Here is a 24,650-nt window from a genome sequence, read left to right on the forward strand (position 1 = left end):
GAAACGCCCGGTCCCATTCCGAACCCGGAAGCTAAGACCCACAGCGCCGATGGTACTGCACCCGGGAGGGTGTGGGAGAGTAGGTCACCGCCGGACACACATTAAAGCAGGGCCCTGACAAACGACGTCAGGGCCCTACTGCTTTAACCACAGCATCGCTTCGACCGCGTAACGGTCCCCGTGCGCACCTGACGCCCTATCAGTTACAGTCCCCAAAGCGGCCCCAATACAACTACAACTGACAGCGCAACCAGGCACGGGCAGCCACAAAGGGAGTGGCGGCCCAGGTAGAGTTGGGCACCATGAACAGCCTCTTCAGCCACGGTACCGAGCCAGTCGGAAATGGCGGACAGCCGGCGATCGAACCCCTTGAACCGGTGGTCAACACGGTCATTGTGCCAGGAAGTGTTGCCCACGCCTTCGCCGGATTTACGGACCATACGCATCTGTGGTGGCCGCTGGAATCACTCGGCGTCTACGGTGCCGGTTCCTATGTGGAGTTCGAGGAGAACCTCATCCTCGAAACGGCTGACGACGGCCGGACCAGCATCTGGGGAACCCTCGACGACTGGCAGCCGCCCTTGTCCTTCCACGCAACCTGGCACCCTGGCTCCACCGCGCTCTGGTCGACCGAACTTCTGGTGGCCTTCCGGGCGGCAGGAGGCGGCACCGAGGTGCGGGTGTTCCACGAGGGCTGGGAAGGGGCTGAGGACCCCGCTGCTGAGCGCGCACGGTATATGGAGGCCTGGCCGCACATCCTCGCCAGGTATGCCCGGTTTATGGGCGTCCCGGACCCCCGCGGGGATCAGGACAGCTGACGGCGCCCGTTCTCCGAGGGAACAGCCGTACTGGTCCGGATCACGAATTCGGTGGGGAACTCCTGGTCCGCTTCCGGCCGCACTGATCCGGGCTCGGAATCCTTGCCCGAAACCTCGAGCAACTGCAGGGCAGTGCTGGCCGCCAGAACGCCCTGGCCCCGGGGATCCTGGTCAACCGTCGTCAAGCCGAACGTCTCGCCGAGTTCGTGGCCGTCCATTCCAACCACCGAGAGGTCGTGCGGAACCTGCAGCCCGAAGTCGCGGGCCGCGAGGATGGTGCCCACTGCCATTTCGTCAGAGGCAGCGAAGACAGCCGTCGGCCGTTCCGCGGCGCTGCCCAGCAGGCGGCGTGCCGCCGCATACGCACCTTGGACAGTGAAATCCGCCATGATCTGCCACTCCGGCCTGACCTCCAGTCCAGCCGCAGCCATGGCCTGTTGGTAACCCCCCTGCCGGATGCCCGGCAACTTGAAGTCCTGGTTCAGTGTTGCGTCCCCGGTTACATGGCCTATCCGCGTGTGGCCGAGCCGGATCAGATGATTGGTGGCCATCCGGGCCAGCCGCTCGTCGTCGATCCTTATGGTGGAAGCTCCAGGCAAGGTGCCGCCGATACCCACGATGGGGCGATGAACGGCAAGCAACTGCTGGATTTCCTCATCGCTGAGTACCAGTGCGACGGCGATAACCGCGTCCAGGCGCTTCCGGAGCAGGAAATCCTTCAACACGCTCTGGCGGCGTTCGGGCTGATCGCCCACGTTGTAGAGCGTCAGGTCGTAGCCGGCGTCCAGCAAAGTCTCAGACGCCCCCTCCAGCACCGAGGAGAAGTACCAGCGGTGGATGGACGGTACTACCAGGCCGATGTTGTGGTTCCGCCCGGAAGCAAGGCTGGAGGCATGGTAGGACGGGACAAATCCCAGGTCTCCCGCCGCCTCCAGCGCCAGCTTCCGGCTCTTGGCCGAGACATTGGATTTTCCGCTCAACGCCCGCGAGACAGTGGCGATGGATAACCCCGCCCTGTCCGCGACGTCCTTGATGCCCGCCATGCTTACTCTGCGGAAGGGATACGGATCCAGGCCGTTTCGCCTGACGCCAGCAGGCCTTCCAGCTGTGAGGGTGTGCTGCGGACCAGGACCTGCCCGGCAGGCATCTCCAGGGGTTCGTGGTTGAGGTTCATAATGACCAGCGTAGTGCCGTTGACGTATGCCAGGGATGAACCGCTGCACCAATCCTCTGCCCACGCCAGGGATCCCCGCCCCAGGTCCAGTTCGCGGCGCACCGCCAGCATGGTCCGGTACAGGGCAAGGTGCGACGCCGGGGAACCGGCCTGCACGTCCCGCGCCAGTTCCCGGAACGAGCCAGGAAGGGGCAGCCAAGGGTCGCTGCCGTGGCCGAAACCAAAGTTGGGCTCGTCAGCGCGCCAGGGCAGCGGAACCCGGCACCCGTCCCTGCCCAGCCGTTCGCCGCCCGTGCGCGCGAATGTGGGGTCCTGGCGGAGGTGCTCCGGGATATCGACGCTGTCGGGCAGGCCAAGCTCCTCACCCTGGTAGAGATACGCGGCGCCGGGCAGCCCCAGCATAAACAGTGACGCGGCTGCGGCGCGCTGGCGTCCCAGGGCCGTGTCAGGCTGGGGGTCTGCGGGGCCGATGCCGTCGCCATCGCGGGGACCGTGCCCGTTGTAGCCAAAGCGGCTGGCATGCCGGACCACGTCGTGGTTGGACAGGACCCAGGTGCTGGGAGCTCCCACGCCATCCAGGACTGTCAGGGAGTCGGTGATCACCGAACGCAGCCGGTATACGTCCAGGCCCGCGTGCAGGTAAGGGAAGTTGAACGCCTGGTGCATTTCGTCGGGCCTGACCCAGTGCGCGAGGCGGTGCAGGTCAACGCTTGCTTCGGCACAAAGGATCCGGTCGGGGCCGTATTCGTCAAGAATCCTGCGCCAGTTGCGGTAGATGTCGTGGATGGCCGGCTGGCCGAACATCGGGGCCTCATGGCCGGGGAACCCGTCTGAACTTCCGCCGTCGGCCCGCCCGCCCCACGCGGGAAGTCCCGGTGCCTTGACCAGCGCGTGCGCCACATCCACGCGGAAGCCGGAAACCCCGCGGTCCAGCCAGAAGCGGAGGATCCGCTCGAACTCGGTGTGGACGGCAGGATTGTCCCAATTGAAGTCGGGCTGGGAGGAATCGAAGAGGTGCAGGTACCACTGGTCGGGCTGCCCGTCGGAGCCTGTCACACGTGTCCAGGCGGGGCCGCCGAAGTGGGACTGCCAGTTGTTGGGCGGCTCGTGGCCCTCGGGTCCGTTGCCGTCCCGGAAGATGAACATGTCCCGCTCGGGGCTCCCCGCGGGCGCGGCGAGAGCTGCCTGGAACAATGCGTGCTGGTCGGAGCAGTGGTTGGGAACGAGGTCGACGATAACGCGCAGGCCCAGCCGGTGGGATTCGGCCATCATCACGTCGAAGTCGCCGAGGGTGCCAAAGATGGGGTCCACGTCGCAGTAGTCGCTGACGTCATACCCCGCATCGCGCTGCGGAGACCGGTAGAAGGGGGACAGCCAGACGGCGTCCACGCCGAGGTCCGCGAGGTGGGGCAGTTCCTCGGTAATCCCGGCCAGGTCTCCCACGCCATCGCCGTTAAGGTCGCGGAACGAGCGGGGATACACCTGGTAGATCACGGCGGACCGCCACCAGCCCGGGAGGTGGTCGGCCGGGTGGATCAAGGTCAGCGGGCCAGTGGTGCGCGTCACAGTTTCGACAGACATGAGTGCAAGCCTAGACCGGATTGACCTCTTAATGGAAACGCTTCCATGATTGCTTCCCGCAGTATTCCCTTGGCAGGCGACGTTTCCGCTGGTCAGCACTGGAAGCGTTTGCACAATTGTTACGCAGGTCCGCCCATAGACTGGTGGGCAACGTACGACGGCGGACGGAGGCTTCGTGGGAAGCGTGGCAGTTGAGGAGCTGGAGAGTGTCCTGGCGGCCGGCCAGGTGGACCGGGATGAGATAACCCTCAGCCGCTATGCAGTGGACCAGGCGCCCATCGTCGATTACCAGCTGCCCCTGGCGGTGGTGTTTCCGGAGACGGTTGAAGACGTTCAGGCTGTGGTACGGGTCTGTGCTGCCGGCAAAGTGGCCATTGTGCCCCGCGGAGCTGGAACGGGAGTGTCCGGCGGCGCCCACGCCACACGCCACTGCATCATCCTGTCCCTTGAGCGCATGGACCGGATCCTGGCACTGAATGCGGATGATGAAACAGCCGTGGTGGAACCGGGTGTCATCAACGCCGTCCTCAATGAGACAGCAGCCGGCCATGGCCTGATGTACGCGCCGGACCCTGCCAGCTTCCGCAGCTCTACGATCGGCGGGAACGTCGCGACGAATGCCGGGGGGCTGCGGTGCGCCAAGTACGGCGTCACCCGGGACTCCGTCCTGGCGCTGGACGTCGTCCTGGCCGACGGTTCACTGCTGCACACAGGCCACCAGACCTTCAAGGGCGTAGCCGGGTACGATCTGACCGGGCTCTTCGTGGGGTCCGAGGGGACACTGGGCATCGTGGTGGGTGTAACGGTCCGGTTGAAGTACCTGCCCCGGGAAGTCCACACTATTGCCGCCTTTTACCGGGACTTCCGGCAGGCGGCAGCCGGGGTTTTGGCGGTAGGAAGGGCGCGGGTGCAACCGGCGATCATGGAGCTGCTCGACGGCGGTACGCTGGCCCAGCTCGACCACATCCACGGCTCGAACCTCACGGCCCGTGGCCGGTCACTGCTGCTGATCCAAACGGACGGGTTTGGCGCCGCTGCCGAAGCCCGGGTGGTCCGCGAAGTCCTGGCCGCCGGCGGTGCATCCGTCACCTCTGAAGTCAGCGCCGAGGCCGAACGGCTCGTGGAGCTGAGGCGGAACAGCCGGGGCGTGGAAGTGGATGACGAGTTCCGCGTGGGGGAAGACGTTGCCGTACCGCGCTCGCGCCTGGTGGACTACGTGGCAGCCCTGGAGGCGATGGCCGACAAGCATGCCGTGCACCTCAAAGTAGTGGCCCATGCCGGCGACGGGAACCTGCACCCCACCTTCTGGATTGACCGCAAGGACAAGGCGGTGGACGGCGAAGCGCTGGGGCGGCTGCAGCAGGCGCTTGACGAGTCCATCACGGCAGCCCTGGCCATGGGCGGCACCATTACCGGTGAACACGGCGTGGGGCAGTACAAACTGCGGTGGCTGGGCCAGGAACAGCCGGAGCCGCTCCGGGAACTCCAGCGCCGGATCAAGGACCTGTTCGATCCCGCCGGCATCCTGAACCCCGGAAAGGCGATTTAGCCGTCAGTCGTCCGAATCCGGGTATTCGTCGATGGTCTCATCGTCCCCATACCGTGACTCTTCAGTTTCCGCCTCGAGGATCTCCAGCAGTCCGGTGGGCGGGTTCAGCATAATCGCCGCCTCATCCCGGCGGTGCCGCAGGATGGAATCGATATAGGACTGGACGGCTTCCGCCAGCGGGATGTGGCGCTCCTGCTTTTCGGACATGTACCAGCGGTGCTCCAGGACCTCGTGCACCACTTCGGCGGGCTCCAGCTTGCCGGAGAGATCGCGGGGAATGGACCGGACAATGGGCTCGAAGACCTGGCTGACCCACAAGTGGGCGCTGTATTCCTCGTCCATGTCCGGGTTGTTGTCCGCGCGGAAGGAGTCCATGTCATTGAGCAGCCGGCGCGCCTGGTTCTCCTGGGCGTCCAGGCCGGTCAGCCGCAGCAGGCGCCGCATATGGTGCCCGGCGTCCACCACCTTGGGCTGCAGCTGGATGGTGGACCCGTTCTGGGTGGTCTTGATGGCGTATTCCTCGACGTCAAAGCCGAGTTCGTTGAGGCGCCGGATGCGCGCACCCACCCGCCAGCGTTCGCCGAGTTCAAACGACTCCTTTTCTGTCAGCTCCGCCCAGAGCCTGCGGTAGCTGTCCATGATCAGCTCACTCGTGGCGACGGGATCAACCTTTTCCTCGATCAGGCCGCCGTCCAGCAGATCCATCAGCTCACCGGCGATGTTCACGCGCGCAATTTCGAGGTCGTACTCGCGCTGGCCCGTGGACAGATCCGGATACAGCTCCCCGGTTTCGGCATCCACGAGGTAGGCCGCGAAGGCGCCGGCATCACGCCGGAACAGGGTGTTGGACAACGAAACGTCCCCCCAGTAGAAGCCAATCAGGTGAAGCCGCACCAGCAGCAGCGCCTGCGCATCGATAAGCCTGGTCAGGGTGTCCTTGCGCAGCATCTGGGAGAAGAGGGCACGGTACGGCATGGAGAATTTCAGGTGCCGGGTGACCAGCACGGGGTTCAGCGGCCTTCCATCCAACGTGGTGCGGCCGGTGATAACGGCAACCGGCTCCACGCACGGGACGTCCAGCCGGGCCAGCTTGCGGAGCATGTGGTACTCATGCCGGGCTACGTGCTCAGAGGTTTCCTTGATGGCGATCACCGAACCGCCGAGGTGCGCGAAGCGGACGATATGCCGGGAGATACCGCGGGGGAGCGCGGCGAGGTTCTCCGCCGGCCAGTCCTCCAGTGCAATGTGCCACGGCAGGTCCAGGAGTTCGGGGTCAGCCGCTGCCGCCGTGATGTTCAGCGAGCTGGAGACCGAAGCGATCTTGCCGTCGTCCGCACTTGCGGCGACAAACCGCGGCAGTTTGCCCACCTGCGCATAGTCGGTGGGTTCGTCGTGCCACTGGGCGCTGTATTCCTCGGTCATAGATCAATTCTTCCGTACATGGGCGCGGCCAGCTAATTCTTCTGCGTCCGCAGTTAAAGGCCGACGGCGGCCCTCCGGAAAGGAAGGCCGCCGTCGGTATGGCGGGTGGTTAGGTGCCGGTGGGGAGGACTAGTCGCCCAGGCGCAGGCCCGTCTTGGTGTCGAACAGGTGCACGTGGCCCGACTGCGGACGGACGTAGATGGATTCGCCCTTCATCGGGGGGCGGCGGCCGTCGACGCGTGCCACGATGTCGTGGTCCTTGCCGTCAAGCGTGGTGTGGCCGTACACGTAAGCGTCGGCACCCAGCTCTTCGACGACGTCGACCTCTACCTTCAGGCCTTCGCCGAGCGGAGCGGTCTCAAGGTCTTCGGGACGGCTTCCGAGGGTCACGGTGGAGCCGTGTGCCTCTTCGAGGACGTCACGCGGCACGGGGTAGACCGTTCCGCCGAACTGTACGCCGCCGTCGACCACTGGCAGTTCCAGCAGGTTCATGGCCGGGGAGCCGATAAAGCCGGCGACGAACACGTTCTTCGGCCGGTCGTAAAGGTTGCGCGGGGTGTCCACCTGCTGCAGGAGGCCGTCCTTCAGCACGGCGACGCGGTCGCCCATGGTCATGGCCTCGACCTGGTCGTGCGTCACGTAAACGGTGGTGACGCCCAGACGGCGGGTCAGGGATGCAATCTGGGTACGGGTCTGCACGCGGAGCTTGGCGTCCAGGTTGGACAGAGGCTCATCCATGAGGAAGACCTGCGGGTTACGCACAATGGCGCGGCCCATGGCAACACGCTGGCGCTGACCGCCGGAGAGTGCCTTCGGCTTGCGGTCAAGGTAAGGCTCAAGGTCAAGGAGCTTTGCGGCTTCCCGGACGCGCTCGGCGCGCTCTTCCTTGGAGACACCTGCGATCTTCAGGGCGAAGCCCATGTTGTCGGCCACAGTCATGTGCGGGTACAACGCGTAGTTCTGGAAAACCATGGCGATGTCGCGGTCCTTCGGCGGAACGTCGGTGACGTCGCGGTCGCCAATGAGGATACGGCCTGCGTTGACGTCCTCAAGGCCTGCGAGCATGCGCAGGGAGGTGGACTTACCGCAACCGGAGGGTCCAACGAGGACCAGGAATTCGCCATCGGCGATGTCGATGTTGAGCTTATCGACGGCGGGCTTTTCTGTGCCCGGGTACAGACGCGTAGCGTTATCAAAAGTAACTGTAGCCACAGTTATCAATCCCTTCACCGGCAGGTACGTGCCGGACGATCCGTTGTGAATGGTTCATGTTTGTTCAGTTTTGTTGTTGCAGATGCTTTGTGGCCGAGGCCAAAGAACATCGAGTGACGCCGCACGGTTCTTGTGCGCCACATCACAGAGAAGAGTATGTCAGATACTGTTTGAATTGGGGCAAATGTTACGGACGTCACACGTGAGGTTGATAACTGCTCACTCCGGCGGAGCTTCCTCCGCGACAACCAGGCCCCGCTCCTGGAGCAGCACCTCGAGCATCTCCGCCACGTGGACAGGAGCCTCAACCCGGTACTGGGCCTGAGTGAAATCAAGGCCCACCTTGACGCCCACGTCGCCAGGTTCCAGCCGCCCGAGTGCATCCTCGTCGGTGGTGTCGTCCCCGGCGAACAGGACGGCGCTGGCACCGCTGATCTGCCGCAGGAACGTCACGCCCTCGCCCTTGGACGCATTCACCACAGAGGTTTCAAGGACCCGTTTGCCGTCCTTGAGGAATACGCCTTTGCGCTCCTGCAGCAGCGAGCGTGCGGCGGCCACTGCGTCCTCGGCGACGTCGTCCGCTGCCTGGCGGGTGTGCAGCACCACCCCGGCGGGCTTGTTCTCAAGCATGGTGCCGGGGGCCTCGGCAACAATGTCCTCAAGGATGCCACGCACCTCGGCGAGGAGTGCCTTCTGCTCGTCGTCCAGTTCCAAGCCGGCAGACCCGGGGCCCAGCCAGGCTTCCGCCCCGTGGCTGCCGATCAGCAGGGTATCCACCGGCGGGGAGGCGACCTTGCGCAGGCTGTCGAGGGCGCGCCCGGAGATGAGCGCCGTCGTCGTGCGCGGCAGGACGGCGAGTCCGGCGAAAGCCGTGGCCGCGCGGGGCAGCGGCCGCGCGTCGTCGGCGTGCCCCACGATAGGGGCCATGGTTCCGTCGAAGTCCATGGCCACCAGCAGGTGGTCTGTCCTGGCGATGGTGCGGATGGCTTCGCGGAGTTCGGGTGCCAGTGCCAACTTGCCGTTGCCGGTCCGGCTCTCAGCTGTCATCGCGAACCACTTTTTCCTTCAACGCCTGCAGGAAGTCCGCGGACCAGTGGTCCACGTCGTGCTCAAGGATCTGCTTCCGCATGGCCCGCATCCGGCGCGAGGCGTCCCGGGGCGACATCTCGACGGCGCGCATGATTGCGTTCTTCAGGCCGTCGATATCGTGCGGGTTCATCAGCAGGGCCTGCTTGAGCTGGTCGGCTGCGCCGGCGAACTCGCTCAGGACCAGCGCACCGTCATTGTTGGTGCGTGCCGTGACGTACTCCTTGGCCACCAGGTTCATGCCGTCCCGCAGCGCCGTGACCAGCATGACGTCCGCGGCGAGGTACAGGGCCACCATCTCCTCCACCGGGTAGCTGTGGTGCAGGTAGCGGACCGCTGTGTTCTCGAGGGTGTCGTAGGTGCCGTTGATGTGGCCGACGGTACCCTCCACCTCTTCCCGCAGGAGCCGGTACTGCTCAACGCGTTCCCGGCTGGGGCTGGCCACCTGGATCAGGGTGGCGTCGCTGACCGACAGCTTGCCGTCCGCGAGGAGCTCTTCGAACGCCTTCAGCCGGTGCCGGATGCCCTTGGTGTAGTCCAAACGGTCCACACCCAGCAGGATGGTTTTCGGATTGCCGAGGTCCTGCCGGATCTGGCGTGCCCGCTCAATGATTTCCGGCTTCGCGGCCAGCTCGCTGATGTGCCGGACGTCGATGGAGATGGGGAACGCCTGGGCCCTGGCGATGTGGGTGATTTGCCCGTCCTGGCCCTTGACGTGCACTTGCTGCTGCTTGACGCTGGCGCCCAGGAAGCGGCGGGCCGAGCGCATGAAGTTGCCGGCGTCGCTGGGCCGCTGGAAGCCGACGAGGTCAGCGCCGAGGAGGCCGTCGATGATGGCCTGGCGCCACGGCAGCTGGGCAAAAATCTCCGGCGGGGGAAACGGGATGTGATTAAAGAACCCGATCTTGAGGTCCGGGCGGGCTTCCCGGAGCATCCGCGGTACCAGCTGCAGCTGGTAGTCCTGGATCCACACCGTTGCGCCGTCGTCGGCGTGGCGTACGACGGCGTCGGCGAACCTTTTGTTGACCAGGCGGTAGGCGTCCCACCAGGTGCGGTGGAATTCCGGCGGGGCGATCACGTCATGGTAGAGCGGCCACAGGGTGGCGTTGGAGAAGCCTTCGTAATAAAGCTCGACGTCGTCCGCGCTGAGCTGGACGGGTACCAGGTCCATGCCGCCGTGGCTGAACGGCTCCACCGTCTCGTCCGGGGCGCCGTGCCAGCCCACCCAGGCGCCGTCGGTCTTGGTCATCATCGGTGCCAGTGCCGTGACAAGGCCGCCGGGGGACCGCCGCCACCCGGACCCGTCGTCGCTGCCATCGTCTGGAGCGACCCGGTCCACAGGCAGCCTGTTCGAGACCACCATGAAGTCGTACTTTGTCTCTGCGCTGTCCCCAGCGCCGGCGGAGCCGGCTGCTGCTGTGGCAGGTTTTTCCTGGACGGGTGTTTGCATTGCGGCCCCCTGGGGTTGCTTGTGCCTCTTAGCCCACCCTAACGGGACGGAATCATCCGTGCTATTCGTCCGTTGGTCAACCGGGAAGAATACTTGAACCACCAAGCTGTCAGCTTTCTCCCCTAAAATGATGGGGTTGCCACGAACTGGTCCCCCTCGTCGATCGATCCAAGGAACACATGAGCCCCGCAAACGAAGTACGTAAGTCCAAGGCTGAGCGCACTACGGAGGCCCGCGAGAAAGCGCGGCTTATCCGTGAAGCGCAGCTGAAAAAGGACAAGCGCAACAAGCTGCTGATCGGGTGGGGGATTGTGGCCGCCGTTGTGGCCATCCTCGTGGTGGTGGCGCTCGTGGTGACGACGTCCATGAAGCAGAACGGCCCGGTAGCCGACCAGGGGCCGACGCCGGCCAACGGTAACGTGCACGGCGGCGTGACGCTGCTGGCCAACAGCGAGGTTGCCAAACTGGATCCCGCAACTGTTGACGCGGCCGCCGTCGGGGAGCCGCCGAAGGCTGCTCCGGCGGAAGTGGTGGCTCCCGGTGCCGAGGCCGAAGCGGGCAAACCGGTGAAGGTTGTCCTGTACATCGACTTCATCTGCCCGGTCTGCAAGAATTTTGAGGCCCAGTACAACGAGCAGCTCACATCCCTGCGCAACGAGGGCAAGATTACGGTCGAATACCGCGCGCTGGGGTTCCTGGACAGCCGCTCCACCACCAACTATTCGTCCCGGGCAGCCAACGCCGCGGCGTGTGTGGTGAACGAATCGCCGGAGAAGTACGCGGAGTTCGTGGATGCATTGTTCGCCAACCAGCCCGCCGAGGGCGGCGCGGGGCTCTCCGACGACAAGCTCAAGAGCATGGCCTCGGATATGGGCGTTGACATCAACAGCTGTGTGGACGACAAGACCTACAGGCCGTTCGTGAAGTTCACCACCAAGGAAGCCTCAGCCATCGGAGTCACCGGCACGCCCACCGTATTCGTGGACGGCAAGCAGTGGGGCAAGGGCGACAGCGCCCAGACCCCGTTCCCCGATTTCCTCCAGGCCGCGATCGACGCCAAAGCCTAAGCGTTTCTTGAAATCGCCCGCCCGCCGGATCAGTTCCGGCGGGCGGGCGCTTTTGCGTGGCGAACGCTTCGTCTTGCAGCGGGAAACCAGAGCGGGCGTTTTTACCACCGCCGGGACTTGGGCTAACCTTATCTAGCGCCGTTCAGGCGCCCGCCCGCAAGGGCACGCCTCCTTAGCTCAGTTGGCCAGAGCACCGCTCTTGTAAAGCGGGGGTCGTCGGTTCGAATCCGACAGGGGGCTCTATTTTTTTGCCAGAGTGCGGCCGGAACGGCCGGCTACCTGCCGGACGGCGCCACGTTGTGGTTCAGCCGCAGCAGGTTCTGCGGGTCGAAGCGGTCCTTGAGGGCAACGAGACGCTGATACTTCTCCTGTCCGTAAGCACTGCGCACCGCGTCCGGCTCGGGCACTCCCAGCTCCGCCCCGAGGAAGTTGACGTATTCACCCTGCTCCGCGAACGGCTGCATCACCGCGTAAGCCTTCCGGGCGAAGGCTGTCAGCCGTTCGTCCTCGGCAGCATCGCGCCAGAACCCGTAAACATTCAGCCAATACCGCGCCGAGCGGTTCGGGAAGGCGGTGGCATCCTCGGGGACCCGCCCGAACATGCCCTCCAGGTGATGGATATCGATGCCCGTTCCTTCCCATGCCAGTTCCGAGGCGAAGCCAACCACAACGTCCACCACCTCCTCGTCCAGGCGGGAGAACGAAACGTTCTTCCAGTAGCCGCGGGAGCCCTTGGGGAAGACTTCATCCATGGCACTCTGCCAGCCGGGCCAGGTGGTGGGTCCCACCTCCTCTGCGTCAGGCGGGGCAGCGGCACGGAGCTGGTCAACAAGCCTGAGGCCGGCCTGGTGGTCCTCGGCAACCCAGGCGAATCCGATCGCCATCCACGGCTCGTTGCCCATACCGAACTCGGGTGGGAGCACCAGGAATGAGGTGATCGGATTCATTTCGTCCGGCAGGTCCCTGGTCCAGGCAGCGAAGGCAAGAAGGGCGTTCCGCCAGTTCTCCCGCCGGTAGAAGAGGTTTCCGCCCAATGGTGCGGCGGGCAGCGGCAGCGCCCGGAAGGTAAAGGAGGATACGACGCCGAAATTCCCGCCACCGCCGCGCACTCCCCAGAACAAGTCCGGGTTTTCTTCCGCATCGGCGTGCACGTGTTCCCCTGCAGGTGTGACGAGGTCCACGGCGTCCAGGTTATCCAGGCTCAGTCCGCCCGTCCGGGTCAGCCAGCCCACGCCGCCGCCCAGGGTAAGTCCTGCCACTCCCGTTCCACTGATGACGCCCAAGGGTACAGCCAGGCCATGGGCGGCCGTAGCCAGGTCCACGTCCGCAAGCGTCGCTCCAGGCCCGACGACGACACGCCGGCTTTGAGCGTCCACCCGCACCTCCCGCAGGGCCCCCAGATCCAGGACCAAGCCGCCGTCGACAGTGCCGTGGCCCGCAATGTTGTGCCCTCCGCCGCGGACGGCCAGGGCAAGCCCGGTGTGCCGCGCACTGTCCAGGACGGCGTCGATGTCTGATATGGCCCCGGCCCTCGCAACGGCCCGCGGACGCAGATCGATCATTCCGTTCCACACCGTACGGGCTTCCTCGTACACGGGATCCTGCGGCTCGATCAGCGTTCCCTGGAGCCGCCCTCGCAACTCATGCAGGGCCAGCTGCAGCTCACTTTCCGGAAGGTGTCCGTGAACAGTGGTCATCGCTGATACTTCCAAATCAACGGGGGAATCAATGCACCGGGAATGCTGCTGCCGTGATTTTAGGATTTGCCCCCTGGCGGGTCAACAACTTCTTTTTTTGAAGCTCCCTCTCCCAAATTGGCGCGGCAGGATTAATGCTTAGGAGACGGGTATGAAACACAGCCAGAACAATGGCTGCGTAGCGTCCCACCCATGACGATGGAATTTCCCTCCCGTGTCCGGGCCTGGCTGGCGGATGCCTTCTACTTTGAGACGCCGGAACAGGCTTCGGATGCCATGGCAGATGCCACCCGGTGGGGGTGGCTGCCGGCCCTCAGCGGAGTGGCGGCCGGAGTGGAGCATGCCCATCGAATGCACGCGGAAATGCCCCCGCCGCCCCCTGATTTGTCTGCTTGAACACACTATTGCGCCGGTGAACGCATTATGACCTAAACTGCTTCACTGAGGTGCCTGAAATGGCGCTGTGCAGCAACGAAAGTGAACACGCTATGGCTACCGATTACGATGCTCCACGCAAGCAAGAGGAAGAGTCTCCCGCCGACTCCCTGGAGGCCCTCCAGGCCTCCCGCGGCGGCAATGCCCAGACCGCAGTCATCGACCTTGACGAAAACGACACCGCTGAGGGCATCGACCTGCCCGGCGCCGATCTTTCCAACGAGGAACTGACAGTCATCGTTGTCCCCGAGCAGTCAGACGAGTTCACCTGCTCATCGTGCTTCCTGGTCCGCCACCGGTCCCAGGTGGCCCTCGAAAAGAACGGCATGAAGTACTGCCGCGACTGCGAAGGCTAAAATCCGAACGGAAAAGAGCGCCGGCCGCCCCCTCGGGTGACCGGCGCTGTTTCGTCTCTCCTCCGGCCGTTATCCGGCATAACGGCCGGATCCAGAAACGGCACCGGAACGGTTAAGCAGGGCGGCAAAAAGCCCTTGGATTTACTGGCACGTGACCCGGGCCCGGCGTTCCTCACGGTTGCGCGCCGAAGCGGCCACAGCCCTCGTTTCGCCTGCCGGACGCTCCTAGGCTTGAGCTATCCAACCGCACCACTTCTGGGATGGCACCTCAATGAAAAAACTCCTCCTCTGGCTCACGGCGCTCCTCGCGGCCGTCGGGCTGGGAATCCTGGCACCGGGGCCCGCCTCGGCAGCCACCTCGTACTGCGGTCTCGCATGGGGGTCCCTGGCTAAAACCGGGGCAGAGATGAGCACCGCATCCGTCACCAACGTCCGGACCGGGCAGCACTACTGCTTTGACCGGATGGTGGTCGACCTCAACGGCCCCGTCAAGGGCTACACGGCCCGGTATGTCCCGGAGATTGTCCAGGACGGCTCCGGCTTCACCATTCCGGTGCAGGGCAATGCACGCCTGCAGGTCACCGTGAACGCACCCTCCTACGACAGCAACGGCAACGCCACCTACACTCCGGCGGCCAAGGCAGAACTGTCCAACGTGGCCGGTTACCAGACCTTCCGGCAGGTGGTTTATGCCGGAAGCTTCGAAGGTTACACCAGCATTGGCCTGGGCGTCCGTGCCCGGTTGCCCTTCCGGGTCTTCACCCTGGACGGACCCGGTTCGGGTTCCCGCCTGATTGTGGACGTGGCCCACTTCTGGTGATCGAACGCAAAAGGTGCCGCACCCCGCTGATCCGGGATGCGGCACCTTTTTTGCCTGCGCGGGCGGAACCCTACTCCGGGACGACCAGGGCAGGGGTGTCCTGCTTCAGGGTCTCGCCGCGGAAGAACCCGGGCCGAAGCCGGGCCATGACCAGCATGAACACCGCGCCCAGGGCCAGGATGCCCACTCCAAGGACGAACACCAGGCCAACCCCGAACACTTCCGAACCGCTGCCGAATTCGGGAGCCCAGCTGTCTGCGGCGGTCTGCAGGAACACCACGAACAGGCCCACGCCGCCCACCACGGGGCAGAGGAGCCGCAGCAGGAAGTTGCGGAGGCTGCTGAAGACGCTGTTGCGGAAGTACCAGGCGCAGGCGATGGCCGTCAGCCCGTAGTAGAAGCAGATCATCAGCCCCAGGGCCAGGATGGTGTCGTTCAGGACGTTTTCGCTGAGCACGTGCATCACTGCGTAGAACCCCGCGGACAGGACGCCGGCGGCGACAGTGGCGTAGCCCGGCGTCGCAAAGCGCTTGCTCACCCGGCTGAAGGGTTCCGGCAGCGCACCGTAGTGGGCCATGGCCAGCAGGCTGCGCGACGGGGACATAAACGTGGACTGCAGTGAGGCGGCGGAGCTGGACAGCACTGCCAGGGACATCAGGATGGCAAACGGGCCCATGATGGGGGAGGCCAGGGCGGTGAAGATGTTCTCGTGGATCTCCGTGTTGTTCAGGCCGTTGCCGGTGTCCCCTACGCCGGCGAACATCATGGTGGCGATGCTGACCAGCAGGTAGATGCCCAAAACGATCAGGGCAGTCAACGTACCGGCGAGGCCCGCCGTCTTTTTGCCGTTGGCGGTTTCCTCGTTCACGGTGAGGCAGACGTCCCAGCCCCAGTAGACAAAGATGGACAGCGAGATCCCGGCGGCCACCTGGCCGAACGTCTCAATCCTGGTGACGTCGAACCACTCCCAGCTGAACGGGATGGCCGTCTCGGACGTGGACCAGTTGGCGAACGCCATACCCACGAACAGGCCCAGTACCAGCAGCTGGAACCCCACCAGTCCGTACTGCACCAGTTTGGTGGTGTGCAGGCCGCGGTAGCTGACCCACACGGCCAGGGCCACGAACACAAAGCAGGTGAGTACGTTCAGCGGCTTGTTGGCCGCGAGGTCGGCCAGTTCGGGGGAACCGGTGAGCTGGGAGAGGAAGAGGTAGAAGAAGTCGACGGCCACCCCGGCCAGGTTGGACAGGACAATGATGTTGGCTGCCAGGAGCCCCCACCCGCCCATCCAACCCACCCACGGGCCGAATGCTTTGGTGACCCAGGTGAAGGTGGTGCCGCTGTCCGGGGAGTCGGCGTTGAGCTCCCGGTAGGCCAGGGACACCAGGATCATTGGGATGAACCCGATGAGGAAGATGACGGGCAGCTGCAGTCCGGCTTCGTTGACGGTGGGGCCCAGTGCGCTGGTGAGCGTGTAGGCCGGGGCGATGGTGGAGATACCCAGAACGACGACGGCGAGGAGCCCCAGCTGCCCGCCCTTCAGACCTTTGGGCGAGACGCCGGACCCGGCGGCGGGTTTTCCGGCGCCACGGGCGGAGGCACCGGTACGGATGGTTTCTGTCATGACACCACTTTCTGGGAGGCAGCAGGCTGCTGTTGGGTGATGCAGTGGATCCCCCCGCCGCGGGCAAAAAGCTCGCGTGCGTCGATGGCGACAATACGCCGTCCGGGGTAGGCCTCCGCCAGGATCTGCAGGGCCTTGTCGTCCTGGGGGTCGTTGAAGCTGCAGGCGATGACGCCGCCGTTGACCACCACGTGGTTGATGTAGCTGTAGTCCACAAAGCCTTCGTCGTCCCGCAGGGTGTCCGGGGCGGGGACTTCGATGATGTTCCATTGCCGGCCGGCCGCGTCGGTGGTGCCGCGCAGGAAGTCGATGATTTCCTTCGAGACAGCGAAGTCGGGGTGTTCCGGGTTTTCCTGCGAGTGGACCAGGAGCGTGCCGGGCGAGGGGATGGCGGCCACAATGTCCACGTGGCCGCGGGTGCCGAACCGCTCGGAGTCACGGGTCAGGCCGCGCGGCAGCCACACCACATGGGTGGCGCCGATGGTGCGGGCCAGTTCCTGCTCGACGTCGGCCCGGCTGAGGCCCGGATTGCGGCCCGGATCCAGCTGCACGGTTTCCGTCACCAGTACGGTTCCCTGGCCGTCCACCTGGATGCCGCCGCCCTCGTTCACCAGCGCTGACACGATGTGCCGGGCGCCTGACCGGCCGGCAACCTCGCCGGCGATCAAGGCATCCTTGTCCCACTGCGCCCAGTCCTGGCCGCCCCAGCCGTTGAACACCCAGTCCACGGCACCGAGCCGGCCGTCGCCGTCCAGGACGAACGTGGGCCCGATGTCGCGCATCCATGCATCATTGAGCGGGGCGGCAAGCACCTCGACATCAGGGTGCAGGTAGGCGGCGGCCGTGTCGACGTCGTCGGGATCCACCACCATGGTGACCGACTGGAACTCGACGGCGGCGTTGGCTACGGCTGCCCAGGTGGACCGGGCCACATGGGCGGCCTCAGCAGATTCGCCCAGGGTGTAGCCGCCGGCGGGGAAGGCCATCCAGAGCCGTTCCTGGCGGGCAGTTTCGGCAGGCATCCGCCACTGCCCGGTGCTGGCTGCGGCCTGCTGCGGGGCGGTCATGAGCAGGCCTCTGCGAAGCCGCGCTCGCCGCCCAGGAGTTCATTTGCGCGGACGGGTTCAGTCAGGCGGGAGTAGGTGTCCGGGCGGCGCGTGGCCAGGAAGGGGAACAGGGTCAGCCAGTCCTTCCGCTGGTCCAGGTCCAGGTCTGCCACCAGGACGGCGGACGCGTCGCGCGGCGCCTGGGCCAGGATGCGGCCGTAGGGATCGGAGATAAACGAGGAGCCGTAGAAGTTCAGGGTGCCTTCGCTGCCCCAGCGGTTCGGGGCGACCATGAACAGGCCGTTGGCGATGCCGTTGCCGACGATGACCTGCTGCCACAATGGCTGGGTGTCGAATTCCGGGTGGTCGGGTTCGGAGCCGATCGCCGTGGGGTACACCACGATTTCCGCCCCGCCCAGGGAATACAGCCGGGCAACTTCCGGGAACCATTCATCCCAGCAGGTGGGCATCCCCAGCCTGGCGCCGCCCAGTTCGGCCGGAGCGTGGACCTCGTAGGCGTCGGCCGCTGCCGGTCCTTGGCGGAAGAACTTGTCCTCGTAGTATCCGGCCGTGACGGGGATGTGGAGCTTGTGTGTCCGCGCCAGGAGCTCGCCCCCGGCGGAGACCAGGATGGCGGTGTTCAGCCCCAGGCCGTCGTCCGTTCCGTCCGGGTCCTCGGCACGCTGGTACAACGATGCATGCACGGACACCCCGTGGCGGCGTGCCGCTTCGGCGGCGAAGCGGAAGGTGGGGCCCGTGAGGAGGTCTTCGGCAATGTCCGAGGGCCGGCTGCGGGTGGGGCCCTCGGAAGGGTCGTTGTGCGGGCGGGTGTCTGCCGGGTAGCGCGAAAGCGTCAATTCGGGCAGGAAGACTACGGAAGCGCCCAGCCGGGCGGCCCGGCTGATCCCCTCGTCCAGTTCGGCCTCGACGGCGGTGCTGTCTGCGTGCCAGCGGTGCTGGACCACGCCGACGCGCAGGGCTGGCCGGCCGGACGGCGTTGTCCGGGCCAGGGAGGCGGGTGCGCCGAGGCAGGAAATTTCAATCATGTTTGCTACTCCAGTGAGACGACGGTCACTAAATGAATGACGTTCATTTAGTATGCGGCGTGAAGGGCCCGGATGCAAGGGAAAATATGAATCACGTTCGTTTATGTCTTCCGGGAGGAGTTAGTAAGCTCACTGAGAAATTGCTGCCAGCGCCTCGGCGGCGGGATAAGGGGCTGGTAGCGTCGGGATGACTGGACCAATCGAGGAGGATGCATGAAAGCTTCACCGACACTGACCAACAACCTGCAGGCTGTGCTCGCGGACCTGATCGAATTGCACATCCAGGGCAAGCAGGCCCACTGGAATATCGTAGGAACGAACTTCCGGGACCTCCACCTGCAGTTGGACGAGATCGTCGATGCCGCCCGCCAGTTCGCTGACGATGCGGCCGAGCGCATGAGGGCACTGCACGCCCTCCCGGATGGCCGCAGCTCCACCGTGGCTCAATCCACCAGCCTCGCTCCTTTTCCTGATGGCCTCATCAGCACCAAGGACGCGATCGAACGTATTGTTGCCGCCCTCGAAGCTGCCGTAGGCACCATGCGGAAGGTGCATGACGAGGTGGACGAGGAAGACCCCACGTCGGCGGACCTCCTGCACGAGTTCATCGCCAAGCTCGAGCAGTTCGCGTGGATGGTGAACGCCGAGACGATGAAGGCCACCGCCAGCGTCACGGCCCCGGACGCCACGTAACCCCGGGGCGCACGAAATTTCAGCGCCCGGCGCCGGACTTCCTGTCCAGCGCCGGGCGCTGCTTTGTGCCCGCGGCACGGCAGCGGCGTGCCGCTCATCCGGCCTTGGGCACTTTCCGGAGGACGACGGCGGCAAGCACTGCCGCCGTCGCCATCAGTACCAGCCCGATCGCCGCGGTGACATGCACCCCCGAATCAAAGGCGGCACCGGCGGCCTGCCGGACGGCGTCCGCCAGGGGAGCGGGCAATCCTGCCGCCAGTTCCATGGCTCCGGCAAGAGTCTGGCCGGCATGGGCGGTGCCCTGGCCGCCGGCAGCTTCGGCCACACCGGCCGGAAGCCGCAGGTTGTGCTGGTAGGAGGCCGTGAGGATCGAGCCCAGTACGGCAGTGCCGAGTAATGCGCCTATCTCGTACCCCGTCTCGGAGATAGCCGCTGCCGCTCCTGATTTTTCCGCCGGGGCGCTGCCCAGGATGAGGTCGTTGGAGATGGTCTCAGCGGTCCCTACGCCCAGCGCCAGAACCACCAATGCCGCGAGCAGCATCGCCGGCCCGTTGGCGTGGTTGCCGAACGTCACCAGGCTGTACCCCGCCGCGCTCATGGCGAGCCCGGCCGCCACCACAAAGCCGGGCCGGATTTTCCGGACCAGGGGCACCACGGCCAGGCCTGCCACCACGGTGGCCACCAGCGCCGGAATCATGGCCATACCTGCGGCGGAAGGGGCCATGCCTTCGAGGAGTTGCAGGTGCTGGGCCAGGAAGAGGATAAAGCCGTTGAAGGAGAACAGGGCCAGGATGTTCGCCGTGATGGCCATGCTGAACACCCGGTTGCGGAACAGGGACACGTCCAGCAAGGGGCTCTCCAGCTGCTGTTGCCGGCGGACAAAAAGGGCGCCCATGGCCAGTCCGGAGGCGACACTTCCCAGCGCCAGGAGGCCCGGTCCTTCGGTGGCGTACTCCTTGATCCCGTAAACCACCGGCACCATGGTCAGCAGCGAAAGCAGGATACTCGGCGCATCCACGCGTCCCGGCGCAGGGTCCCGGGACTCCGGAATGAAGGCGGGCCCGAAGGCCAGCAACGGCAGCATGATGGGTACCGCCACCAGCAGCACGGCGCCCCACCAGAATTGCTCCACGAGCCAGCCGCCGAAGATAGGACCCAGGGCGGCGCCGCCGGAAAACCCGGCCGCCCAAATGGCGATGGCGAGCCGGCGCCGGTTCGGGTCCGGGAAGATATTGCGGATCAGGGACAGCGTGGAGGGCATCAGCGTCGCGCCGAAGAAGCCCAGGGCGGCGCGGCCTGCGATGAGCCAGCCGGCACTGGGCGCGAACGCCGTTGCGGCTGAAACTGCCGCGAAGCCGATACTGCCGATGATCAGCAGCCGGCGGCGCCCGATCCGGTCGCCGAGGCTCCCCATGGCGACGAGCAGTCCCGCCAATACCAGCGGGTAGGCGTCCACGATCCACAGAAGTTCGACGCCGGAGGCATCCAGCGCCCGGGCTATTGCCGGCAGGGCAAAGGTCAGTGCGGTGTTGTCAACGGCGACGAGGAGGACCGGGAACATCAGTAACGCCAACGCGAGCCAGTCGCGCCACGTCCCCCGGGCCGTAGCCGGCCGGTGGGTGCTTGCCGGATTAAGGCGGGTGTGGTCCTGCTGGGTGGGTGGGAAAGCGGTCATCTCTTAACTATACCGTCCAGACGGTATAGTTAAGAAACTGGTTCAGGAGCCTGCATGATTGGAACCATGGCCAGAAAACCCGTCGCGCGAGATGCAGTCCTCGATGCCTTTGAAGAACTCCTGATCGACGTGGGGGAGCGGGCCGCCACGCTGGATGCGGTGGCAAAGCGGGCAGGAGTCTCCAAGGGCGGGCTGCTGTATCACTTCCCCAACAAGGAGGCGCTGATCGCGGCCACCCTTGAACGGCTGGACCACCTGGCAGGGGAGGACCTTGCTGCCATGGCGTCCGCACCCGAAGGGGCGGCCGCCTATTTCATCCGGTCGTCGCTCTGGTCCGATACCCCCATGGACCGTTCCTTCGTTGCGGCTACCCGCCTCGCTGAGGTTGCCCATGAAGAGGCCCGCCGCCGCTTCGCAGCCATCCAGCAGCAGTGGCTGGAGCTCATCGGCAAGGACGTGGGGGCGGCCATGGCAAAGGCTGTGCTGTACATGGGGGACGGTTTGTACTTCAACGCCATGTGGGAGAGCGGGCCGGCCGGAAAGGCCGGCAACCGGCAAGCGGAGGTGGATGGACTCCTGGCCGCCGTGGAGCGGCTCAGGGGCTAGCTGCCATTTGCCCCACAGCCTGCGCCATAGGAGAATTGGTCCATGTGTTGGCCGCCCCGGGCGTGCCAAGACAAATCCAAATGAATAGCCTTTGATCTGCGGCGGGAGAGTTCTGCCAGAAGGTACAAGCAGGCGCCGTAGGAGCAATACCTCCCCAGGAATCTCACAGGCCCATGTACCGCCGCGGCGAGGCACCTCTGGAAAGCAGCACGCTGTCCGCGTTGGGATCCTGTCCCGGTGACTTGGACTGCTGTGCTCACCGACGGTGCAAGCGGGGCCCGCGCCAGCAGGCAACGCGGAAACTCTCAGGTCCAGTTACAGAGCGGGGAGGACCCGAATCGATGTGGCGTACCCTGCGCCGCCTTAGTTATGGAGTTCCTCGTGACTGTATCTCCGGCCTCCGCCATTCCGGCCTCCGCCTCCCCGGACGCCACCGCTCCGGCTGCCACCTTCGTTGACCGGCACATCGGGGCCCGCCGCCAGGCCGACGTCGACACCATGCTCGAGGCTGTGGGCTACGACACCGTGGACGCGCTGGTTGACACCGCCGTGCCCAAGGACATCCGTCAGGACTCGGCCCTGGAATTGGGTGGCGCGCTGAGCGAGGTGGAGGCGCTCGCCGAACTGCGCCGGCTCGCGGCGAAGAACAAGACTGCGGTGCAGATGATTGGCCAGGGTTACTACGACACCGTGACCCCGCCGGTGATCCGCCGGAACATCCTTGAGGGCCCGGCCTGGTACACCGCGTACACGCCTTACCAGCCCGAAATTTCCCAGGGCCGGCTGGAGGCGCTGCTGAACTTCCAGACCATGGTCCAGGACCTGGTGGGCCTGCCCATCGCGAATGCGTCCCTGCTGGATGAAGCCACGGCTGTGGCCGAGGCCGTGCTGATGATGCGCCGCGCCAATAAAAATAAAGATGCGCGCGACGGCAAGACGGTGCTGGATGCCGACTGCCTGCCGCAGACCATCGCCATCGTCAAGGGCCGCTCTGAGGCCCTCGGCTTCGAGGTGGAAATCGCGGACCTGTCCAAGGGCCTGCCGGACGGTTCCATCAACGGCGTGGTGCTCCAGCAGCCCGGCGCCTCAGGCCGGATTTTTGACCACACCGCCGTGATCGCTGAGGCGAAGGGACGCGGTGCCCTGGTCACCGTCGCCGCCGACCTCCTGGCCCTCACCCTCATCACGCCTCCCGGTGAGCAGGGGGCGGACATCGCTGTCGGCTCGGCACAGCGCTTCGGCGTCCCGCTGTTCTATGGCGGCCCGCACGCCGCCTACATGGCGGTGCAGAAGGGCCTGGAGCGTTCCATGCCCGGCCGCCTGGTGGGCGTCTCCAAGGATTCCGCCGGAGTGCCTGCCTACCGCCTGGCACTGCAGACCCGCGAGCAGCACATCCGCCGCGAGAAGGCCACCTCCAACATCTGCACAGCCCAGGCGCTCTTGGCCATCGTTGCCTCAATGTATGCGGTCTACCACGGACCGGAGGGCCTGAAAGCGATTGCCCGGTCCGCGCACGCCCATGCCAAGACCCTCGCCGCCTCACTCGCCGCCGCCGGTTTGGACGTGCTGCACACGAGCTTCTTTGACACTGTGACCGTTTCCGTTCCGGGCAAAGCCGCGGGCATCATCGCTGCCGCTGAGGCCCAGGGCATCAACCTGCGCAGCATCGACGCGGACACCGTGGGCTTCTCCACGGATGAAACGACGACGACGGCAATCGTCGACGCCGTCCTCGAAGCTTTTGGAGTTGAAGCCTCTGGTGCCGGGCTGGGCAACGTGACAGAGGGTTTTGCCCTGCACGACGCCGTGGAACGTTCCTCCGACTTCCTGCAGCACCCGGTGTTCAACACCCACCGCTCAGAAACCCAGCTGCTGCGCTACATCCGGAAGCTCAGCGACCGGGACCTGGCGCTGGACCGCACCATGATCCCGCTGGGTTCCTGCACCATGAAGCTGAACGCCACGGCCGAGATGGAAGCCATCTCCTGGCCCGAGTTCGCCTCGATCCACCCGTTCGCCCCGGACTCCCAGACCGAAGGCTGCCGTGAACTGATCGGGGACCTGGAATCCCAGCTGACGGAGATCACCGGGTACGACCAAGTGTCCATCCAGCCCAACGCCGGTTCCCAAGGCGAGCTGGCCGGACTGCTCGCGATCCGCGGCTACCACCACTCCCGCGGGGAGGCGCAGCGCAACGTCTGCCTGATCCCGGCCTCGGCGCATGGTACCAACGCCGCCTCGGCTGTCCTTGCCGGGATGAAGGTTGTTGTGGTGGCCACTGCGCCGGACGGCACCATCGACCACGCCGACCTGTACGCCAAGATCGAGGCGCACAAGGACGCCCTGTCCTGCATCATGATCACCTACCCGTCCACGCACGGAGTGTACGACGGTGACGTCCGCGAAGTCTGCGACGCCATCCACGCGGCAGGGGGCCAGGTCTACATCGACGGCGCCAACCTCAACGCCCTGGTGGGGCTGGCGCAGCCGGGCAAGTTCGGTGGCGACGTCTCGCACCTGAACCTGCACAAGACGTTCTGCATCCCGCACGGCGGCGGCGGCCCCGGCGTCGGCCCGGTCGCTGCCAAAGCCCACCTGGCACCCTTTATGCCCGGCAACGCGGCCACCTGGACCGAAGGCAACGACGTCCCGATCTCTGCGTCAAAGTATGGATCCGCCGGCGTGCTGCCCATCTCCTGGGCCTATGTGAAGCTGATGGGCGGCCAGGGCCTCACCGAAGCCACCAAATCCGCGCTGCTCGCCGCGAACTACGTCGCGGCCCGGCTGAACGACTACTTCCCCGTCCTGTACACCGGTGAAGGGGGACTGGTAGCGCACGAGTGCATCCTGGACCTGCGCGACCTGACGGCGAAGACCGGCGTCACCGCGGAGGATGTGGCCAAGCGCCTCATCGACTACGGCTTCCACGCACCCACCCTGGCGTTCCCCGTTGCGGGCACCCTGATGGTGGAACCCACGGAGTCCGAGGACCTCGGGGAGATGGACCGGTTCATTGAGGCGATGATCTCCATCCGTGCTGAAATCGACCAGGTGGCGAACGGTGAGTTCTCCGTGACGGACAGCCCGCTGCGCAACGCCCCGCACACCGCTGCCGCGGCCATCAGCAGCGACTGGGACCGCGCCTACCCGCGGGAACAGGCCGTGTTCCCGGTGAAGTCGCTCCGGCAGGACAAATACTTCCCGCCCGTCGGCCGCATCGACGGCGCAGCAGGGGACCGCAACCTGATCTGCTCCTGCCCGCCGCTTTCCGAGTTCGAAAACTAGAGGATCAC

General features: G+C 65.4%; 20 protein-coding genes, 1 tRNA gene, 1 rRNA gene and 2 riboswitches. Of the genes, 11 read left to right on the forward strand and 11 right to left on the reverse strand.

Features of this window, described 5'->3' with window-relative positions; translation table 11 throughout:
- Positions 1-96, forward strand: a 5S ribosomal RNA gene (rrf, locus tag AC5RVY_RS14240); the annotation flags it as partial.
- 206 nt (positions 97-302) lie between these two features.
- Entirely contained in the window at positions 303-818 is a 516-nt protein-coding gene (locus tag AC5RVY_RS14245; RefSeq protein WP_493955361.1) for an SRPBCC family protein, read from the forward strand.
- Here the strand turns inward: AC5RVY_RS14245 and AC5RVY_RS14250 are convergent.
- Complete coding sequence (locus AC5RVY_RS14250) at positions 806-1,861, reverse strand: LacI family DNA-binding transcriptional regulator (protein ID WP_493955362.1); 1,056 nt, start codon at positions 1,859-1,861, stop codon at positions 806-808. The genes AC5RVY_RS14245 and AC5RVY_RS14250 overlap by 13 nt on opposite strands.
- Positions 1,862-1,863: 2 nt before the next feature.
- Positions 1,864-3,573 (reverse strand): glycoside hydrolase family 13 protein, encoded by a 1,710-nt coding sequence (locus AC5RVY_RS14255; protein WP_493955363.1) that lies wholly within the window; start codon positions 3,571-3,573, stop codon positions 1,864-1,866.
- Positions 3,574-3,748: 175 nt separating this feature from the next.
- On the opposite strand from AC5RVY_RS14255, the gene AC5RVY_RS14260 reads away from it, so the two are divergent.
- Positions 3,749-5,122: an FAD-binding oxidoreductase gene (locus AC5RVY_RS14260; RefSeq protein ID WP_493955364.1), complete on the forward strand. Its 1,374-nt coding sequence runs from the start codon at positions 3,749-3,751 to the stop codon at positions 5,120-5,122.
- Between the two features lie 3 nt (positions 5,123-5,125).
- Here AC5RVY_RS14260 and AC5RVY_RS14265 read toward each other — a convergent pair whose 3' ends face one another.
- The 4 genes from AC5RVY_RS14265 to AC5RVY_RS14280 all read right to left on the reverse strand — a co-directional run bounded on the left by AC5RVY_RS14265 (position 5,126) and on the right by AC5RVY_RS14280 (position 10,292).
- Positions 5,126-6,544 carry a DUF4032 domain-containing protein gene (locus tag AC5RVY_RS14265; protein WP_493955365.1) on the reverse strand — a complete coding sequence of 473 codons (1,419 nt, stop codon included), beginning with the start codon at positions 6,542-6,544 and terminating at the stop codon, positions 5,126-5,128.
- Between the two features lie 129 nt (positions 6,545-6,673).
- On the reverse strand, positions 6,674-7,756 hold the full coding sequence (locus AC5RVY_RS14270) for an ABC transporter ATP-binding protein (RefSeq protein ID WP_493955366.1): 1,083 nt from the start codon (positions 7,754-7,756) through the stop codon (positions 6,674-6,676).
- A gap of 219 nt (positions 7,757-7,975) precedes the next feature.
- A complete protein-coding gene (gene otsB / locus AC5RVY_RS14275) occupies positions 7,976-8,803 on the reverse strand; it encodes a trehalose-phosphatase (protein WP_493955367.1) in 828 nt (275 codons plus the stop codon).
- A complete protein-coding gene (locus AC5RVY_RS14280; RefSeq protein WP_493955368.1) occupies positions 8,793-10,292 on the reverse strand; it encodes an alpha,alpha-trehalose-phosphate synthase (UDP-forming) in 1,500 nt (499 codons plus the stop codon). Before AC5RVY_RS14280 ends, otsB begins: the two co-directional genes overlap by 11 nt.
- 179 nt (positions 10,293-10,471) lie before the next feature.
- On the opposite strand from AC5RVY_RS14280, the gene AC5RVY_RS14285 reads away from it, so the two are divergent.
- The gene (locus tag AC5RVY_RS14285) at positions 10,472-11,359 is read left to right on the forward strand and encodes a DsbA family protein (RefSeq protein WP_493955369.1); all 888 of its coding nucleotides are present in this window, start codon (positions 10,472-10,474) and stop codon (positions 11,357-11,359) included.
- 166 nt (positions 11,360-11,525) lie between these two features.
- Positions 11,526-11,599 (forward strand) — tRNA-Thr (locus tag AC5RVY_RS14290).
- Between the two features lie 35 nt (positions 11,600-11,634).
- On the opposite strand, the gene AC5RVY_RS14295 is transcribed toward AC5RVY_RS14290, so the two are convergent.
- The gene (locus AC5RVY_RS14295) at positions 11,635-13,056 is read right to left on the reverse strand and encodes an FAD-binding oxidoreductase (RefSeq protein WP_493955370.1); all 1,422 of its coding nucleotides are present in this window, start codon (positions 13,054-13,056) and stop codon (positions 11,635-11,637) included.
- A 192-nt stretch (positions 13,057-13,248) separates the two neighbouring features.
- On the opposite strand from AC5RVY_RS14295, the gene AC5RVY_RS14300 reads away from it, so the two are divergent.
- The 3 genes from AC5RVY_RS14300 (at position 13,249) to AC5RVY_RS14310 (ending at position 14,667) form a co-directional block, all read left to right on the forward strand.
- A complete protein-coding gene (locus AC5RVY_RS14300; RefSeq protein ID WP_493955371.1) occupies positions 13,249-13,452 on the forward strand; it encodes a hypothetical protein in 204 nt (67 codons plus the stop codon).
- Between the two features lie 92 nt (positions 13,453-13,544).
- Positions 13,545-13,847: a DUF4193 domain-containing protein gene (locus tag AC5RVY_RS14305; protein WP_493955372.1), complete on the forward strand. Its 303-nt coding sequence runs from the start codon at positions 13,545-13,547 to the stop codon at positions 13,845-13,847.
- 271 nt (positions 13,848-14,118) lie between these two features.
- Complete coding sequence (locus AC5RVY_RS14310) at positions 14,119-14,667, forward strand: AMIN-like domain-containing (lipo)protein (protein ID WP_493955373.1); 549 nt, start codon at positions 14,119-14,121, stop codon at positions 14,665-14,667.
- A 70-nt stretch (positions 14,668-14,737) separates the two neighbouring features.
- Here AC5RVY_RS14310 and AC5RVY_RS14315 read toward each other — a convergent pair whose 3' ends face one another.
- From AC5RVY_RS14315 to AC5RVY_RS14325, 3 genes are read right to left on the reverse strand one after another with little or no spacing between them, the layout of a single operon-like run.
- Positions 14,738-16,291 (reverse strand): APC family permease, encoded by a 1,554-nt coding sequence (locus AC5RVY_RS14315; protein ID WP_493955374.1) that lies wholly within the window; start codon positions 16,289-16,291, stop codon positions 14,738-14,740.
- Positions 16,288-17,313: an agmatine deiminase family protein gene (locus AC5RVY_RS14320; protein ID WP_493955632.1), complete on the reverse strand. Its 1,026-nt coding sequence runs from the start codon at positions 17,311-17,313 to the stop codon at positions 16,288-16,290. Before AC5RVY_RS14320 ends, AC5RVY_RS14315 begins: the two co-directional genes overlap by 4 nt.
- Positions 17,314-17,354: 41 nt before the next feature.
- Positions 17,355-18,383, reverse strand: coding sequence for a nitrilase-related carbon-nitrogen hydrolase (locus AC5RVY_RS14325; RefSeq protein ID WP_493955375.1), 1,029 nt, complete (start codon positions 18,381-18,383; stop codon positions 17,355-17,357).
- Positions 18,384-18,596: 213 nt separating this feature from the next.
- On the opposite strand from AC5RVY_RS14325, the gene AC5RVY_RS14330 reads away from it, so the two are divergent.
- Positions 18,597-19,076, forward strand: coding sequence for a Dps family protein (locus AC5RVY_RS14330; RefSeq protein WP_493955376.1), 480 nt, complete (start codon positions 18,597-18,599; stop codon positions 19,074-19,076).
- A gap of 94 nt (positions 19,077-19,170) precedes the next feature.
- On the opposite strand, the gene AC5RVY_RS14335 is transcribed toward AC5RVY_RS14330, so the two are convergent.
- Positions 19,171-20,751, reverse strand: a complete 1,581-nt coding sequence (locus AC5RVY_RS14335) for an MFS transporter (RefSeq protein WP_493955377.1) — start codon at positions 20,749-20,751, stop codon at positions 19,171-19,173.
- 66 nt (positions 20,752-20,817) lie between these two features.
- Between AC5RVY_RS14335 and AC5RVY_RS14340 the strand changes: the two genes are divergently transcribed.
- Both AC5RVY_RS14340 and gcvP read left to right on the forward strand, forming a co-directional pair.
- On the forward strand, positions 20,818-21,357 hold the full coding sequence (locus AC5RVY_RS14340; protein ID WP_493955378.1) for a TetR/AcrR family transcriptional regulator: 540 nt from the start codon (positions 20,818-20,820) through the stop codon (positions 21,355-21,357).
- A gap of 92 nt (positions 21,358-21,449) precedes the next feature.
- A riboswitch (glycine riboswitch) is annotated at positions 21,450-21,548 on the forward strand.
- Positions 21,549-21,688: riboswitch (glycine riboswitch) on the forward strand. It abuts the riboswitch before it with no gap.
- A gap of 38 nt (positions 21,689-21,726) precedes the next feature.
- A complete protein-coding gene (gcvP, locus tag AC5RVY_RS14345) occupies positions 21,727-24,642 on the forward strand; it encodes an aminomethyl-transferring glycine dehydrogenase (protein ID WP_493955379.1) in 2,916 nt (971 codons plus the stop codon).
- The last annotated feature ends 8 nt before the right edge of the window (positions 24,643-24,650 follow it).

It is taken from the genome of Arthrobacter sp. Ha26 (assembly GCF_059091705.1).